This window comes from Pantoea sp. X-Soil-ISGK-285, from assembly GCF_059730815.1.
In genome coordinates this window covers 827,977-842,759 of record NZ_AP035938.1, presented here as the reverse complement: position 1 = coordinate 842,759, position 14,783 = coordinate 827,977, and the positions used below count along the sequence as shown (strand labels likewise).

13 protein-coding genes are annotated in these 14,783 nt (G+C 54.7%); 4 read left to right on the top strand and 9 right to left on the bottom strand.

All coding sequences use genetic code 11. The annotated features are described in order from the left end of the window. Window positions 1-9: 9 nt before the first annotated feature. The 7 genes from cdsA to rpsB all read right to left on the bottom strand — a co-directional run bounded on the left by cdsA (window position 10) and on the right by rpsB (window position 6,471). The gene (cdsA, locus tag AC6I8B_RS03800; RefSeq protein ID WP_010254111.1) at window positions 10-867 is read right to left on the bottom strand and encodes a phosphatidate cytidylyltransferase; all 858 of its coding nucleotides are present in this window, start codon (window positions 865-867) and stop codon (window positions 10-12) included. An 18-nt stretch (window positions 868-885) separates the two neighbouring features. Further along, a complete protein-coding gene (gene ispU, locus AC6I8B_RS03795) occupies window positions 886-1,638 on the bottom strand; it encodes a (2E,6E)-farnesyl-diphosphate-specific ditrans,polycis-undecaprenyl-diphosphate synthase (RefSeq protein WP_010254107.1) in 753 nt (250 codons plus the stop codon). Between the two features lie 181 nt (window positions 1,639-1,819). Continuing rightward, window positions 1,820-3,016, bottom strand: coding sequence for a 1-deoxy-D-xylulose-5-phosphate reductoisomerase (gene ispC, locus AC6I8B_RS03790; protein ID WP_010254105.1), 1,197 nt, complete (start codon window positions 3,014-3,016; stop codon window positions 1,820-1,822). A gap of 111 nt (window positions 3,017-3,127) precedes the next feature. After that, entirely contained in the window at window positions 3,128-3,685 is a 558-nt protein-coding gene (frr, locus tag AC6I8B_RS03785; RefSeq protein WP_010254103.1) for a ribosome recycling factor, read from the bottom strand. A 143-nt stretch (window positions 3,686-3,828) separates the two neighbouring features. Continuing rightward, on the bottom strand, window positions 3,829-4,554 hold the full coding sequence (gene pyrH / locus AC6I8B_RS03780; protein WP_010254099.1) for a UMP kinase: 726 nt from the start codon (window positions 4,552-4,554) through the stop codon (window positions 3,829-3,831). Window positions 4,555-4,711: 157 nt separating this feature from the next. Next, a complete protein-coding gene (gene tsf, locus AC6I8B_RS03775; RefSeq protein WP_010254097.1) occupies window positions 4,712-5,563 on the bottom strand; it encodes a translation elongation factor Ts in 852 nt (283 codons plus the stop codon). A 182-nt stretch (window positions 5,564-5,745) separates the two neighbouring features. Continuing rightward, window positions 5,746-6,471, bottom strand: a complete 726-nt coding sequence (rpsB, locus tag AC6I8B_RS03770) for a 30S ribosomal protein S2 (protein WP_008925636.1) — start codon at window positions 6,469-6,471, stop codon at window positions 5,746-5,748. A gap of 318 nt (window positions 6,472-6,789) precedes the next feature. On the opposite strand from rpsB, the gene map reads away from it, so the two are divergent. The 4 genes from map to AC6I8B_RS03750 all read left to right on the top strand — a co-directional run bounded on the left by map (window position 6,790) and on the right by AC6I8B_RS03750 (window position 11,830). Continuing rightward, window positions 6,790-7,584: a type I methionyl aminopeptidase gene (gene map / locus AC6I8B_RS03765; protein WP_010254092.1), complete on the top strand. Its 795-nt coding sequence runs from the start codon at window positions 6,790-6,792 to the stop codon at window positions 7,582-7,584. Window positions 7,585-7,650: 66 nt separating this feature from the next. After that, a complete protein-coding gene (gene glnD, locus AC6I8B_RS03760) occupies window positions 7,651-10,305 on the top strand; it encodes a bifunctional uridylyltransferase/uridylyl-removing protein GlnD (protein WP_497817588.1) in 2,655 nt (884 codons plus the stop codon). An 83-nt stretch (window positions 10,306-10,388) separates the two neighbouring features. Then, complete coding sequence (dapD, locus tag AC6I8B_RS03755; protein WP_010671859.1) at window positions 10,389-11,213, top strand: 2,3,4,5-tetrahydropyridine-2,6-dicarboxylate N-succinyltransferase; 825 nt, start codon at window positions 10,389-10,391, stop codon at window positions 11,211-11,213. A 224-nt stretch (window positions 11,214-11,437) separates the two neighbouring features. Beyond that, complete coding sequence (locus AC6I8B_RS03750; protein WP_010254085.1) at window positions 11,438-11,830, top strand: DUF3461 family protein; 393 nt, start codon at window positions 11,438-11,440, stop codon at window positions 11,828-11,830. Between the two features lie 60 nt (window positions 11,831-11,890). On the opposite strand, the gene AC6I8B_RS03745 is transcribed toward AC6I8B_RS03750, so the two are convergent. Further along, window positions 11,891-13,048: a CdaR family transcriptional regulator gene (locus AC6I8B_RS03745; protein WP_010254083.1), complete on the bottom strand. Its 1,158-nt coding sequence runs from the start codon at window positions 13,046-13,048 to the stop codon at window positions 11,891-11,893. 184 nt (window positions 13,049-13,232) lie between these two features. Then, window positions 13,233-14,678, bottom strand: coding sequence for a serine endoprotease DegP (gene degP, locus AC6I8B_RS03740; protein ID WP_010671858.1), 1,446 nt, complete (start codon window positions 14,676-14,678; stop codon window positions 13,233-13,235). Window positions 14,679-14,783 lie beyond the last annotated feature (105 nt).

Below are 14,783 nucleotides of genomic sequence, written 5' to 3'. Positions count from 1 at the left end.
TGCCTGTCCTTAAAGGGTGCGAAACACCAGCAGCAATAAACAGGCAAACACCGGCACCGCCGCAGTCAGACTATCAATACGATCAAGAATGCCGCCGTGACCAGGAATCAGATTACCACTGTCTTTGATGCCCGCTTCACGTTTAAACATGCTCTCAGTGAGGTCGCCCAGCACAGAGGCCAGCGTCGCGATAATCGCGCAAATCACCAGCGTACCGGTGGAAACCGTCAGTGGCGCCAGCGTCGCAAACAGCACTGCAATCAGCGCCGAGGTGACCAGACCGCCCAGGAAGCCTTCCCAGGTTTTGCCTGGTGAGACCTTTGGCGCCAGCTTGTGCTTGCCGAACATCTTGCCAAACATATAGGCACCTGAATCCGCTCCCCACACCAGCAGCAACACAAACAGCAGCCACCAGGCACCGGCGAAGTGGTCGGTGTCATAGTGATACTGGCGCAGCGCCACCATGCCCCAGAAAAAAGGGACCAGCGTTAACACGCCAAACAGTAAGCGAAGTGGACGCGAATGGCGCCAGAAGGCCGCAGAAGCGGGATAGGAGAGCACCAGCAGTAGTGCAACAACCCACCACACCAGCGACGCCCAAAGCGATGTCGCGATCTGTGGCAGATGCACCGTGTGTTGATAAGGTGGCAGCGTAAACTGCATCAGCGCCAGCAGCAGACCACAAAGTACAGCCAGCCAGACGCGCTGTTGCCGTGATGCCATCCCTGCAAACTGACCCCATTCCCAGGCTGCCAGCATGCAGATAACGATGGTTGTCAGGGCGAAGCCAACAGGCGGTAACCAGAACAGTGCAGCTATTACCAGCGGAATTAATATCAACGCGGTAATCAGACGAGACTTCAGCAAAGGTTACCCCCAGATTGCTCAGGCGCCGCCTGGTGCAGCGCCGCCAAAACGACGCTCCCGCAGAGAGAATGCATTCAGTGCACCTTCAAAAACGTGTTCATCGAAATCCGGCCAGAGCACATCGGTAAAATAGAATTCAGCATAGGCAATCTGCCACAGCAGGAAGTTGCTAATCCGATGCTCTCCCCCGGTCCTTATCACTAAATCCACTGGCGCCAGCTCCTGCATACAGAGCTGCGACGTCAGGCTCTCTTCGGTAATCTGGTCAGGTCGCAGTAATCCTTCCTGAACCTGTTCAGCCAGTTTTTTCACGCCTTCGATAATATCCCAACGGCCGCCATAGTTGGCAGCAATGTTGAGCGTCAGGCCACTATTATTTGCGGTCAGCGTCTCAGAACGGCGAATACGTTCCTGAATACGCGGGCTGAAACGGCTGGTATCGCCAATGACGCGTAAGCGAACATTGTGTTTGTGCAGGCTCTTCACTTCACTATCAAGCGCCCAGACAAAGAGTTCCATTAACGCGGTGACTTCCTGCGGCGGACGACTCCAGTTTTCACTGCTGAAGGCGTAAAGCGTCAGGGCTTCAAGATTGTTACTGACCGCAAAGCTGACGGCACGGCGTACCGATTTAACGCCAGCTTTGTGGCCTGAAATGCGCAATTTTCCCTGATTTTTGGCCCAGCGGCCATTGCCATCCATGATGATAGCGACGTGGCGCGGACCGTTTCCCTGCTGGTCATCAGTGTTGTTGTGATTGTTAGACGACATAACGCTTAACCAATTCCTTTCATCAGAAATGCTGTGGTTTCTGAATACATTGCGCCCGATTCAAATCCCGACACACTCTCAGTGCCGGGCCACACCGAATTCGGTGACAGACCGTGAAACGCGAGCCAGCGACTATATCATTTTCACCTGAAGCGAACAAATGGCCTCATAACGATCGGCATCACGACGTGAAACGCGGCAACATTTCTGTCGCCAGCGCGCGCGCAGTGCGATCGATTTCAAGGACAGCGTCCACCGAATCCGGCTCCGGACACACTTGTGCCGCCATCACCTCACTATTAAGCGCGGCAATGTCGGTGAAGCGGATCTGGTGATTCAGGAAAGCCGCGACGGCAACCTCGTTGGCTGCATTTAGCGTGGTGGTCGCCGCCTGCCCTGCATCACAGGCATCAATGGCCAGTTTCAGACAGGGGTAGCGACTAAAATCAGGTTCTGCAAAGGAGAGCGCCGACATGCGGGTAAAATCCAGCGGCGTCACGCCTGCATTGATGCGCGAAGGCCAGGCCATGCTGTGGGCAATCGGCGTACGCATATCAGGAGAACCTAATTGAGCCAGCACGCTGCCATCGCAGTATCGCACCATGGAGTGAATCACCGACTGTGGGTGGAGTATCACTTCCATCTGCGCTGCGCTGGCATTAAACAACCAACGGGCTTCAATGTACTCAAGACCTTTATTCATCATGGTGGCCGAATCGACAGAGATTTTTCTCCCCATCGACCAGTTCGGATGTGCACAGGCCTGATCTGGCGACATGGCGCTGAGATCCGCTAAATCTGTGTCACGAAAAGGACCACCCGATCCCGTAAGGATAATCGACTCAATGCCATTATCCCGCAGGTCAGCGTAACCTAACTGATGCTGGATGGTAGCCGGTAAACTCTGAAAAATGGCGTTATGCTCGCTGTCGACCGGTAGTAACTGTGCGTTATGATGACGCACGGCCTCCATAAACAAACGGCCGCAGGTGACAAGCGATTCTTTGTTGGCCAGCAGCACCGTTTTTCCGGCGCGAATGGCCGCCAGCGTCGGCAGCAAACCCGATGCGCCGACGATCGCCGCCATCACCTGATCCACCTCATCCAGCGCGGCCAGCTCACAGGCTGCCTGAACGCCGGAGAGCACTTCAGTATTGACCCTGATTGCTCTCAGTCGCTCACGCAACGCAGCGGCGGATGCCTCGTCTGCCATGCAGGCGAAGCGCGGTGTAAAGGCCGCACACTGCTCGGCCATCAGCGCCACGTTATGGCCGGCAACCAGCGCCGTAATCTGATAAAGCGCCGGGTTGGCGCGCACCACCGCCAGCGTACTGGTGCCGATAGAGCCGGTGGATCCCAGCAGAGTTAATCGCTTCATGAAGCTATCCGTGTGAAGTCAGCGTGCCCACAGGCACAATGTAAAACGCCGCCAGATGTCGCATTCATACGAATACCTCTCTGTACGGCGTTTTGTCCGGCAGTGATGGGATTAGAAATCCATCAGCTCCGTCTCTTTTTCTGACAGTGCAGCATCAACTTTCTTGATGTACGCATCGGTCATTTTTTGCACTTCATCCTGCGCACGACGTTCGTCGTCTTCGCTGATCTCTTTATCTTTCAGCAGCGCTTTGATTTTATCGTTGGCATCGCGACGGACGTTACGTACCGACACACGGCCCTGCTCGGCTTCGCCGCGCACGATTTTAATCAGATCTTTACGACGCTCTTCTGTCAGCGCAGGCAGCGGAACACGGATGTCGGTACCGGCTGAACTTGGGTTCAGACCGAGATCGGACTTCATGATCGCTTTTTCGACTGCCGGACTCAGTGAACGATCAAACACGTTGATTTTCAGCGTGCGTGAATCTTCCACAGTGACAGAAGCCAGCTGACGCAGTGGCGTCGGCGTGCCGTAATATTCGACGACGATGCCGTCGAGCAGCGAAGGTGAAGCACGACCGGTGCGCACTTTGCTGATGGTGGTTTTGAATGCTTCAACGCATTTTTCCATGCGCGTGTCAGCATCTTTTTTGATGTCGTTAATCACGTTGAAACCCTTGGATTCGGTTTGACCTGGCCAGTTCCGGCGTAACCGGAAGCGGGATCGATAATCATCGATAATCCTGACTGGTGCGCGATGCATTATCATCGCGCTGACAGAATATACCTTATTTTATCTCGCCTCGGGTATTAATGCGTAATCAGGGTGCCTTCTTTTTCACCCATCACTACGCGACGCAGTGCGCCAGGCTTATTCATGTTGAAAACACGGATAGGTAATTTGTGGTCACGCGCCAGGGTAAAGGCCGCAAGATCCATCACTTTCAGCTCCTGATCCAGCACTTCAGCATAGGTCAGTTGCTCATACAGCGTTGCGTCCGGGCTTTTCACCGGATCCGCAGAGTAGACGCCGTCCACTTTGGTCGCTTTCAGCACGACGTCCGCTTCAATCTCAATGCCGCGCAGACACGCTGCAGAGTCAGTGGTGAAGAACGGGTTACCGGTACCGGCGGAGAAGATCACCACGCGGTTGTTACGCAGCAGGCTGATTGCTTCTGCCCAGCTGTAGTTGTCACAGACGCCATTCAGTGGAATCGCTGACATCAGGCGTGCATTCACATAGGCGCGGTGCAGTGCATCACGCATCGCCAGGCCGTTCATCACGGTTGCCAGCATACCCATGTGGTCACCCACAACGCGGTTCATGCCGGCCTGCTGCAGGCTCGCTCCACGGAACAGGTTCCCTCCGCCAATCACCACGCCAACCTGGATGCCCAGTTCAACCAGCTCTTTTACCTCTTGTGCCATGCGGTCAAGCACACTCGCGTCGATACCAAAACCTTCAGCGCCTTGCAGGGCTTCGCCGCTGAGTTTAAGCAGGATACGTTGATAAACAGGTTTTGCGTTGGTCGCCATGGTCAGTTCTTCCTGGAAGATTGGGTGTAAAGGAGAAGTAAATTCTGATCGATCATCCGCTTACCGCAATGAAATTGCTATTGGGATGAAACTGAAAACGTATCTGTTGCGATTCACAGACAAAAAAGAACCGCCATCTGGCGGTTCTTTCAGAGCATTAAGACTGTTTGGACATTGCTGCAACTTCTGCAGCGAAGTCAGACTCAACTTTCTCGATGCCTTCACCAACTTCGAAGCGGATGAAGTTGATAACGTCAGCGCCCTGCTCTTTCAGAGCCTGGCCAACGGTTTTGCTTGGGTCGATAACGAAAGCCTGACCAGTCAGAGAGACTTCGCCGGTGAATTTCTTCATACGGCCTTCAACCATCTTCTCTGCGATCTCTTTTGGCTTGCCAGACTGCATCGCGATGTCCAGCTGAACCTGGTACTCTTTATCAACCACGTCAGCAGAAACGTCTTCTGGCTTAACGAATTCAGGCTTGCTTGCCGCAACGTGCATCGCGATCTGTTTGATCAGATCTTCGTTAGCGCCTTTGGTTGAAACCAGAACGCCGATACGTGCGCCGTGCAGGTAGCTGCCCAGCTCTGCGCCTTCCAGGATAGCAACGCGACGGATGTTGATGTTCTCACCGATTTTAGCAACCAGTGCAACGCGCTCTTCTTCGAACTGCGCTTTCAGAACTTCAACGTCGGTAACGCGATCAGCTGCAGCCACATCCAGAACTTTGTCTGCGAACGCCTGGAAACCGCCATCTTTTGCAACGAAGTCAGTCTGGCAGTTTACTTCCAGAATCACGCCGTAGTCGCCAACGATCTTGGTTTTGATTACGCCATCAGCAGCAACGTTGCCTGCTTTTTTCGCTGCTTTGATTGCGCCAGACTTACGCATGTTCTCAATCGCCAGCTCAATGTCGCCGTTCGCTTCAGTCAGCGCTTTTTTGCAATCCATCATGCCAGCGCCAGTACGCTCACGCAGTTCTTTTACCAATGCAGCGGTAATGTCAGCCATTCCAGAATCCTCGGTTCGTGCCTGTGTACGTTTGCACCAGCAGACACTTATTTGCGGAAAATTTACTCTGTCCCGCCGTCCGGTTGGGGGCGTAACAGACTTAAGATAAAATAAAGGGGCCAGTATAGGCCCCTTACAGATCACATCTGAATGCTAAGGGCTCTTATGCAGAGCAAACCTTATTAAGCGTTTTCTAAAGACGCTTCTTCAGCTTGCTCAGCCAGGTCCTGAGAGCGGCCTTCGCGAACGGTGGTCGCAACGGCAGTCAGGTACAGGTTTACAGCACGGATTGCATCGTCGTTACCTGGGATAACGAAATCAACGCCATCTGGATCTGAGTTGGTATCAACGATAGCAAATACCGGGATACCCAGGTTGTTTGCTTCTTTGATTGCGATGTGTTCGTGGTCAGCATCGACAACAAACAGCGCGTCTGGCAGACCGCCCATATCTTTGATACCGCCCAGGCTGTTTTCCAGCTTGGCCAGCTCACGCGCACGCATCAGCGCTTCTTTTTTGGTCAGTTTGTCGAAAGTACCATCCTGAGACTGAATCTCCAGATCTTTCAGACGCTTGATTGACTGACGCACGGTTTTCCAGTTAGTCAGCATGCCACCCAACCAGCGGTGGTTTACGAAGAACTGGTCGCAGCTCAGTGCAGACTCTTTTACCGCCTGAGCAGCAGCACGCTTAGTACCTACGATCAGGATCTTACCTTTACGGGAAGAGATCTTGTTCAGTTCAGCCAGAGCTTCGTTGAACATAGGTACAGTTTTTTCCAGGTTGATGATGTGAACCTTGTTACGAGCACCAAAGATGAATGGCTTCATTTTTGGGTTCCAGTAACGGGTCTGGTGACCGAAGTGAACACCAGCCTGGAGCATGTCGCGCATGGAAACAGTTGCCATGATAAAACCTCTAAAGTTTGATTGGGGTTGGGCCTCCATGTATCCCATACGACCGACCTCTTTCAAGGCACCCCGGCGTATGTGTCGATACATGTGTGTTTTATTACACATAATGAGAGTTATGCGTTTCCTGCTGACCGAAACGGCCATACAGAGAATCGTCGGCGCGCTTTATACCACAACCAGCCCAGGGACGCCAATAAATGATCGCTGACGGAGGTCAGCGCGTTCTCTATTTGGCAGCCCATTTGCTGGCTGCTAACATGACAGCACAGAACTTATTATTGTCGAAAATTTCGACAACTGCGGATTAATTTAATGGCAATTTCAATTAAAACCCCTGAAGAAATCGAAAAAATGCGCGTCGCGGGCCGACTGGCCGCCGAAGTGCTGGAGATGATCGAGCCTTACGTAAAACCGGGTGTGACCACCGGTGAACTGGACCGCATCTGCCACGATCACATTACTCAAAAGCAACAGGCTGTCTCCGCCTGCCTCGGCTATCACGGCTTTCCGAAGTCAGTCTGCATCTCGGTGAATGAAGTGGTGTGCCACGGGATCCCCAGCGATGATCGTCCGTTAAAAGATGGCGATGTAGTGAATATCGATGTCACCGTAATTAAAGATGAATACCACGGCGATACCTCAAAGATGTTTATCGTCGGTAAGCCGACCATTCAGGGCGAACGCCTGTGCCGTGTCACGCAGGAGAGCCTCTATCTCTCACTGCGTCTGATCAAGCCCGGCATCCGCCTGCGCGAACTGGGCCGCGCCATCCAGAAATATGTTGAAGCCAACGACTTCTCTGTGGTGCGCGAATATTGCGGCCACGGTATCGGCAAGGGTTTCCATGAAGAGCCTCAGGTGCTGCATTACGATGCCGATGATGGCGGCGTGGTACTCCAGGCGGGCATGACCTTTACGGTAGAACCGATGGTCAATGCCGGGGATTACCGCATCCGCACCATGAAAGATGGCTGGACGGTAAAAACCAAAGATCGCAGCTTGTCCGCGCAGTATGAGCATACTATTGTGGTGACGGAGAACGGCTGTGAGATTTTAACCCTGCGCAAAGACGACACGCTGCCCGCTGTGCTTGTCGCCGAAGGGTAATTCCCCCATTACAGATCAAGCCGGCGCTGAGCCGGCTTTTTTTTGGCTAAAAAAGAGAAGAGCTGCATGAGCGTGAGTCTGTCAGAAGATGTGAAAAACGGTCTGGTCGATTCGCCAGCCGAATGGGGTGACGACCAGCTGACACGTGACATTCTGAAGCCGCGGCTGGAGCAGTTTCAGCAACATCTGGCCGCCGCGTTTGATGCCGGTGAACCCGTTGAGCCGCTGATTGATGCCCGCACGCTGTTTATCGATCGGCTGCTGCGTCGCCTGTGGCGCTTTTTTGGCTTTGATGAGATGCCGGCTATCGCGCTGGTCGCCGTTGGCGGCTATGGCCGTGCCGAGCTGCATCCACTCTCTGATATTGACGTCCTGATCCTGAGCCGCCAGCCGCTGAATGAACAGGCTGCGCAGCGCACCAGCGATCTGTTAACGCTGATGTGGGACCTTAAGCTGGAAGTGGGTCACAGCGTCCGCACGCTGGAAGAGTGCCTGCTGGAGGGGTTATCTGACCTGACCGTTGCCACCAATCTGATTGAGTCACGCATGCTGACCGGCGATGTAGCGCTGTTTCTGGAATTACAGAAAAACATCTTCAGCGATGGTTTCTGGCCCTCATCCTGCTTTTTCGCCGCCAAAATTGAAGAGCAGCAGGAGCGCCACAAGCGTTACCACGGCACCAGCTATAACCTTGAACCGGACATTAAAAGCAGCCCCGGTGGCCTGCGGGACATCCATACGCTGCAGTGGGTCGCCCGACGCCATTTTGGCGCCACCACGCTGGATGAGATGGTCGGCTTTGGTTTCCTCACCGACGCCGAGCGCAGCGAACTCAACGAATGTCAGGCATTTCTCTGGCGCATCCGCTTTGCCCTGCACCTCTCCCTGCCCCGTTACGATAATCGCCTGCTGTTCGATCGCCAGCTCAGCGTGGCACAACGCCTGAATTATCAGGGCGAGGGCAATGAGCCGGTCGAGCGGATGATGAAAGATTTCTATCGGGTCACGCGGCGTATCGGCGAACTGAATCAGATGCTGCTGCAGCTGTTTGATGAGGCGATTCTGGCGCTCTCCACCAGCGAAAAGCCCAGGCCTATCGATGACGATTTTCAGCTGCGTGGCGATTTGATCGACCTGCGCGACGAAACGCTGTTCCGGCGAGAGCCGCAGGCGATTCTGCGCATGTTCTACGTCATGGTGCGTAACGACAGCATCAAAGGGATCTACTCCACCACCCTGCGTCACCTGCGCCATGCGCGTCGTCATCTTAAACAGCCGCTGTGTCAGATCCCGGAAGCGCGCCGCACCTTTATGTCGATTCTGCGCCATCCCGGCGCGGTCAGCCGGGCGCTGGTGCCGATGCATCGCTACAGCGTGCTGTGGGCTTATACGCCGCTGTGGGGCCATATCGTCGGACAGATGCAGTTCGATCTGTTTCACGCCTACACCGTAGATGAGCACACCATTCGGGTGTTGCAGAAGCTGGAAAGTTTTGCCAATGAAAGCACCCGCCCGCAGCATCCACTGTGCGTCGAGTTATGGCCGCGCCTGCCGCAACAGGAGCTGTTGCTGATGGCCGCGCTGCTGCATGACATTGCCAAAGGGCGCGGCGGCGATCACTCTATTCTCGGCGCGCAGGATGCGCTCGACTTTGCTGAAATGCACGGTCTCAACTCGCGAGAAACTCAGCTGGTGGCCTGGCTGGTGCGTCATCATCTGCTGATGTCGGTGACAGCACAGCGGCGCGATATTCAGGACCCGACGGTGATACAGCAGTTCGCCGAGGTGATGCAGAATGAGAACCGGCTGCGCTATCTGGTTTGCCTGACCGTAGCCGATATCTGTGCCACCAATGAAAGTCTGTGGAACAGCTGGAAGCAGAGCCTGTTGCGTGAGCTCTTTTTCGCCACCGAGAAGCAGTTGCGACGCGGCATGGAAAACAGTCCGGATCTGCGAGAGCGGGTGCGTCATCATCGCCTGCAGTCGCTGGCGCTGCTTCGGATGGACAACATTGATGAAGAGCGTCTGCACCAGATCTGGAATCGCTGCCGCGCTGACTATTTCCTGCGCCATACGCCGAATCAGATCGCCTGGCATGCCCGCCACTTACTGGTTCACGACCTGAAAAAACCGCTGGTGCTGGTCAGTCCGCAGGCCACGCGCGGCGGGACCGAAATCTTTATCTGGAGTCCCGATCGCCCGCACCTGTTTGCCGCCGTTGCGGGTGAACTCGATCGCCGTAATCTCAGCGTGCACGATGCGCAAATCTTTACCAGCCGCGACGGCATGGCGATGGATACCTTTATTGTGCTGGAGCCGGATGGCAGCCCGCTCTCTCCGGATCGCCATCCGATGATCATTCAGGCGCTGGAGCAGGCAATAACCCAGTCAGAGTGGGCGCCCCCGCGTACCCGCCGTCCGTCGGCCAAACTCAGGCATTTCAGCGTCGATACCGAGGTCAATTTCCTGCCGACGCATACCGATCGTCGCAGCTATCTGGAACTGGTGGCGCTGGATCAGCCAGGCCTGCTGGCGCGGGTCGGTGAAGTCTTTGCCGATCTCGGGGTCTCACTGCATGGCGCACGCATCAGCACCATCGGCGAGAGGGTCGAAGATTTGTTTATTCTGGCCAACAGCGAACGTCAGGCACTGGACGAAGAAATGCGAAAAGCGTTGCGACAACGGTTGACAGAGGCCCTTAATCCAAACGATAAAGTGTGACCAGACTCGATTTGTAAACATTAATCTCTTTACTTGTGTCGGGGTATTGCCCGGCATCGCACATGACAGATCAGGAAAAAAATATGCAACAGTTACAGAGCGTTATTGAATCCGCCTTCGAACGTCGCGCTGACATCACACCCGCCAGCGTCGACAGCGAAACCCGTGATGCCATCAACCAGGTGATCGCCCTGCTGGACAGCGGTGCACTGCGCGTTTCTGAGAAGATCGACGGCGAGTGGGTAACGCATCAGTGGCTGAAGAAAGCCGTACTGCTCTCTTTCCGCATCAATGACAATCAGGTGATGGAAGGTGCAGAAACCCGCTTTTACGACAAAGTGCCGATGAAGTTTGCAGGCTGGGATGAAGCGCGTTTCAAAGAAGCCGGTTTCCGCGTCGTGCCGCCTGCGGCTGTGCGTCAGGGTGCCTATATCGCCCGCAACACGGTGCTGATGCCTTCTTACGTCAACATTGGCGCCTTTGTGGATGAAGGCACCATGGTGGACACCTGGGCGACCGTTGGCTCCTGTGCGCAGATTGGTAAAAACGTTCACCTTTCTGGCGGCGTGGGTATCGGTGGCGTGCTGGAGCCGCTGCAGGCGAACCCGACCATCATCGAAGATAACTGCTTCATTGGCGCGCGCTCTGAAATCGTTGAAGGCGTGATTGTTGAAGAAGGTTCCGTGATCTCAATGGGCGTTTACATCGGTCAGAGCACCAAAATCTATGACCGCGAGACCGGCGAAGTGCATTACGGCCGTGTTCCTGCGGGATCCGTGGTGGTCTCAGGTAACCTGCCCTCTAAAGATGGCAGCTACAGCCTCTACTGTGCCGTAATCGTGAAGAAAGTGGATGCGAAAACGCTGGGCAAAACAGGCATCAACGAACTGCTGCGCACCATCGACTGATTTAAGTGACGGGCTGGTTTCCAGCCCGTCATCTTTTCTTTACAGTGATTCCTGAACAACATGCTTCGCGTCGCGAATTAACTGGTGCGTTTAGTTTTTATCCAGGTCATAATCCGCGCCAGTTAAATCCTGTCGCGCAATGTTCATCCCGCTTATTTATGTCTACAGTTGACGGACGTCATGAACAAGTCTGCGCGCTTCTCACTTTTGATGGAAACAACGCTATGTATGACAATCTGAAAAGCTTAGGTATCAGTAACCCGGACGACATTGACCGCTATAGCCTGCGTCAGGAAGCCAATAACGACATTCTGAAAATCTACTTCCGCAAAGATAAAGGTGAGTTTTTCGCGAAGAGCGTCAAATTCAAATATCCGCGCCAGCGCAAAACGGTTGTTGCCGATCACGCGACCCAGGGCTACAAAGAAGTTCAGGAAATCAGCCCGAATCTGCGTTATGTCATCGATGAACTGGACCAGATTTGCCAGCGCGATCAGGTTGAAGTGGATCTGAAACGCAAAATTCTGGATGACCTGCGTCACCTGGAAAGCGTGGTTTCCCACAAGATCACTGAAATTGAATCGGATCTGGAAAAATTAACCCGTAACGGTCGTTAATTCCCTGCCCGACCAGAGAGGCCAGCATTGCTGGCCTTTTTTATGCCGCAAATCTGCACTTCAGCCCTGCTCATCCAGTTGCAAAGCAACATAGAGCAACAGCCTGTCATCAAAATGGCCAAGATTCAGTCCGGTCAGTTCAGAAATCCGGTTCAGCCGGTATTCCAGCGTATTACGATGAATGAACAGCGCACGCGCGGTGGCGCTCGGCTGGACGTTATGGGTGAACCAGGCGATCAGCGTGCGGCGCAGCAAGCCGTTGTTATCCATGCTCTTGAGCTTCGCCAGTGGCCGGGCGAGCTCATTGGCCTGCCAGCCACCCCGCAGGCTGTCGAGCAGCACGGGCAGCACCAGATCCTGATAAAAATAGCTGCGCACCTCGGGCATACGTTGCTTGCCCACCATCATCGTGGTGCGCGCCGTCCGGTAAGAGCGTGCGATGCTGCCGGGTCCGGTAAAGAAGTTGCCCAGCGCGATACGCATCCGAAGATGACCGCTCTCTTTCATCCGCTGTAGTAACTGCTCTACGCGGCGGCGATGATCTTCCTGATCGTGACGCCCATGCCCATTAAGGGCCGGTTTCAGCACCACCATTTCGGTCAGTGACACAATCGCGATCAGATTGTCCCGCTCCGGCGTGGTCAGCAGCGTTTGCAGCTGCTGTAGCTCTGACATCGCGCTGTCGACGCCGAGCTGACCACTATCCACTTCCACCACGGCGACCACACGCGGCTGATTGAGATCGATACCGAGCCGCTGCGCCCATTCGGTCAGCTGTGGCGACAGGGTATCGCTGCGGATCAGGTTCAGCACCAGCTCTTCACGCAGACGGCTGTCCTGCGCCAGCATATGCAGCAGCCGGGCCTGCTCCAGCATCATCTCTGCGGTCATGCAGACCAGCTCGCCATAATGCCGCAGCGCCAGCGGCTCACCGGTCAGGCCGATCACCCCGACGATGTCACCATCAATGCGCAGCGGCAGGTTAATGCCAGGCCGCACGCCATGGAGATGTTTAGCCACGGCCTCATCGATGTCGACAACGCGCCCCTGAGAGAGCACCAGCAGTGCACCTTCGTGCAACTCCCCAATACGTTCCCGGTCACCGCTGCCGATAATCCGGCCCCGCGCATCCATCACGTTGACATTGCTGTCAATAATTTTCATGGTGCGCGCCACGATATCCTGTGCCAGCCGGGCATCAAGGTGATAGGTAGCCATCCATTACTCCTGAAAAGAGGGGGGAGAAACAGAATACGCATGCACAGCACGCAGAACATTGTGCAATTGCACAGAGCCAGGCCGTCATTTGCCGAATTTGCGGTGAGCATCACACTCTGACGAGGCAGAAAGTGGACATAAAAAAGGCGGACCGCAGTCCGCCTCTTCATCCGTTGCTGTTCGCTTACTGCATCAGCAGATAGATACTGCTGTCGCCGCGTTTCACATTCAGCGCCAGAACGGACGGCTTGCTGTCGAGAACTTTGCGCAGCTCACCCAGGTTGGTTACCACCTGCTGGTTAACGCCCTGAATCACATCGCCCTTTTTCAGGCCGATACGCGCCGCAGCACTGCCCGGTTTCACGTTATCAACCCGGACACCTTTGGTACCCGCTTCGATATTGCTGAGATCGGCGCCTTCAATGCCAGTGTAGATGGTCGCGGACTGCACTTTTGACTGGCTGCTCTGCTGCAACTTAACAGAGACATCGACCGGTTTGCCGTCACGCAGCAGCCCCAGTTTCAGGGTGGTGCCAACCGGAAGTGAGCCCACTTCCGCACGCAGCGAAGCAAAGCTGCTCAGCGGTTTACCGTTCATCGACACAATGACGTCGCCCGCCTTAATACCGGCTTTGGCGGCCGCTGAGTCTGGCAGCACCTGGCTTACAAAGGCACCACGTTGTGCGTCGACCTTCATCGCTTTTGCCAGCTCGGAGTTCAGCTCAGTCCCCTGCACGCCCAGCTCGCCGCGTTTCACCTGACCAAACTCGACCATCTGTGCCGTCAGGTTTTTCACCATGTTGCTGGGGATAGCAAAGCCGATACCGATGTTGCCGCCATCAGGCGCCAGAATGGCGGTGTTAATCCCGATCAGTTCACCGTTGAGGTTAACCAGCGCACCACCGGAGTTGCCCCGGTTAATGGCCGCATCTGTCTGGATAAAGTTTTCGTAGTTTTCCACGTTCAGGCCACTGCGTCCCAGCGCGGAGACGATACCTGAGGTGACCGTTTCACCCAGACCATAAGGGTTGCCGATCGCCACGGTATAATCGCCGACGCGCAGGTTGTCAGAGTCAGCGATTTTGACTGCGGTAAGATTTTTGGCTTCCTGCAGCTGAATCAGGGCAATGTCAGAGCTGGGATCTTTACCGATGACTTTGGCGTCATAGCGACGACCGTCGCTGAGCTGTACCTGAATTTTGGTGGCATTATTCACGACGTGGTTATTAGTTACCACATAGCCTTTGTCAGCGTTAATGATGACACCCGATCCCAGAGCACGGAATTTTTCCTGCTGGGTATCAGGCACTGGCGCGCCGCCGTTACCGCCTGCACCGTCGCCGTTCTGGCACATCGGTGAACCCTGGAACGGGGAACCATCCTGGCAGAATGGCGAATTGTCGCCAAAGAATTGCTGAAATTGCTGCGGCATACGCGGGGTTTTCACCGTGGTGGTCCCCTCGACGCTGATACTGACCACAGACGGCATCACCTTCTCCAGCATCGGTGCCAGACTTGGCTGTTGCAGGCTATCGGAAGAGGCCGTTTGCGCAGCAGAAACAGTAACAGGGGCGAGCGCCATGCTCAGGCTCAACGCCAGCGCACTTAACATTAAGGTCTTTTTTTTCATTTTTCGTTTCTCAATAAGATTACTGTTCAGACCATTGCTGTGGTCGAAAGGTGAGATAAATGTTTTAGCGCGAAGTTCCTTTAAAAGTTTAAGGCAAAAGTAAAA

Coding starts and splice junctions, on each gene's coding strand:
- AC6I8B_RS03745 (WP_010254083.1), bottom strand. CDS start 13,048: ATGGCTACCTATCACCTTGATGCCCGGCTGGCACAGGATATCGTGGCG.
- pyrH (WP_010254099.1), bottom strand. CDS start 4,554: ATGGCGACCAACGCAAAACCTGTTTATCAACGTATCCTGCTTAAACTC.
- map (WP_010254092.1), top strand. CDS start 6,790: ATGGCAATTTCAATTAAAACCCCTGAAGAAATCGAAAAAATGCGCGTC.
- dapD (WP_010671859.1), top strand. CDS start 10,389: ATGCAACAGTTACAGAGCGTTATTGAATCCGCCTTCGAACGTCGCGCT.
- degP (WP_010671858.1), bottom strand. CDS start 14,678: ATGAAAAAAAAGACCTTAATGTTAAGTGCGCTGGCGTTGAGCCTGAGC.
- ispC (WP_010254105.1), bottom strand. CDS start 3,016: ATGAAGCGATTAACTCTGCTGGGATCCACCGGCTCTATCGGCACCAGT.
- rpsB (WP_008925636.1), bottom strand. CDS start 6,471: ATGGCAACTGTTTCCATGCGCGACATGCTCCAGGCTGGTGTTCACTTC.
- glnD (WP_497817588.1), top strand. CDS start 7,651: ATGAGCGTGAGTCTGTCAGAAGATGTGAAAAACGGTCTGGTCGATTCG.
- ispU (WP_010254107.1), bottom strand. CDS start 1,638: ATGTCGTCTAACAATCACAACAACACTGATGACCAGCAGGGAAACGGT.
- tsf (WP_010254097.1), bottom strand. CDS start 5,563: ATGGCTGACATTACCGCTGCATTGGTAAAAGAACTGCGTGAGCGTACT.
- AC6I8B_RS03750 (WP_010254085.1), top strand. CDS start 11,438: ATGTATGACAATCTGAAAAGCTTAGGTATCAGTAACCCGGACGACATT.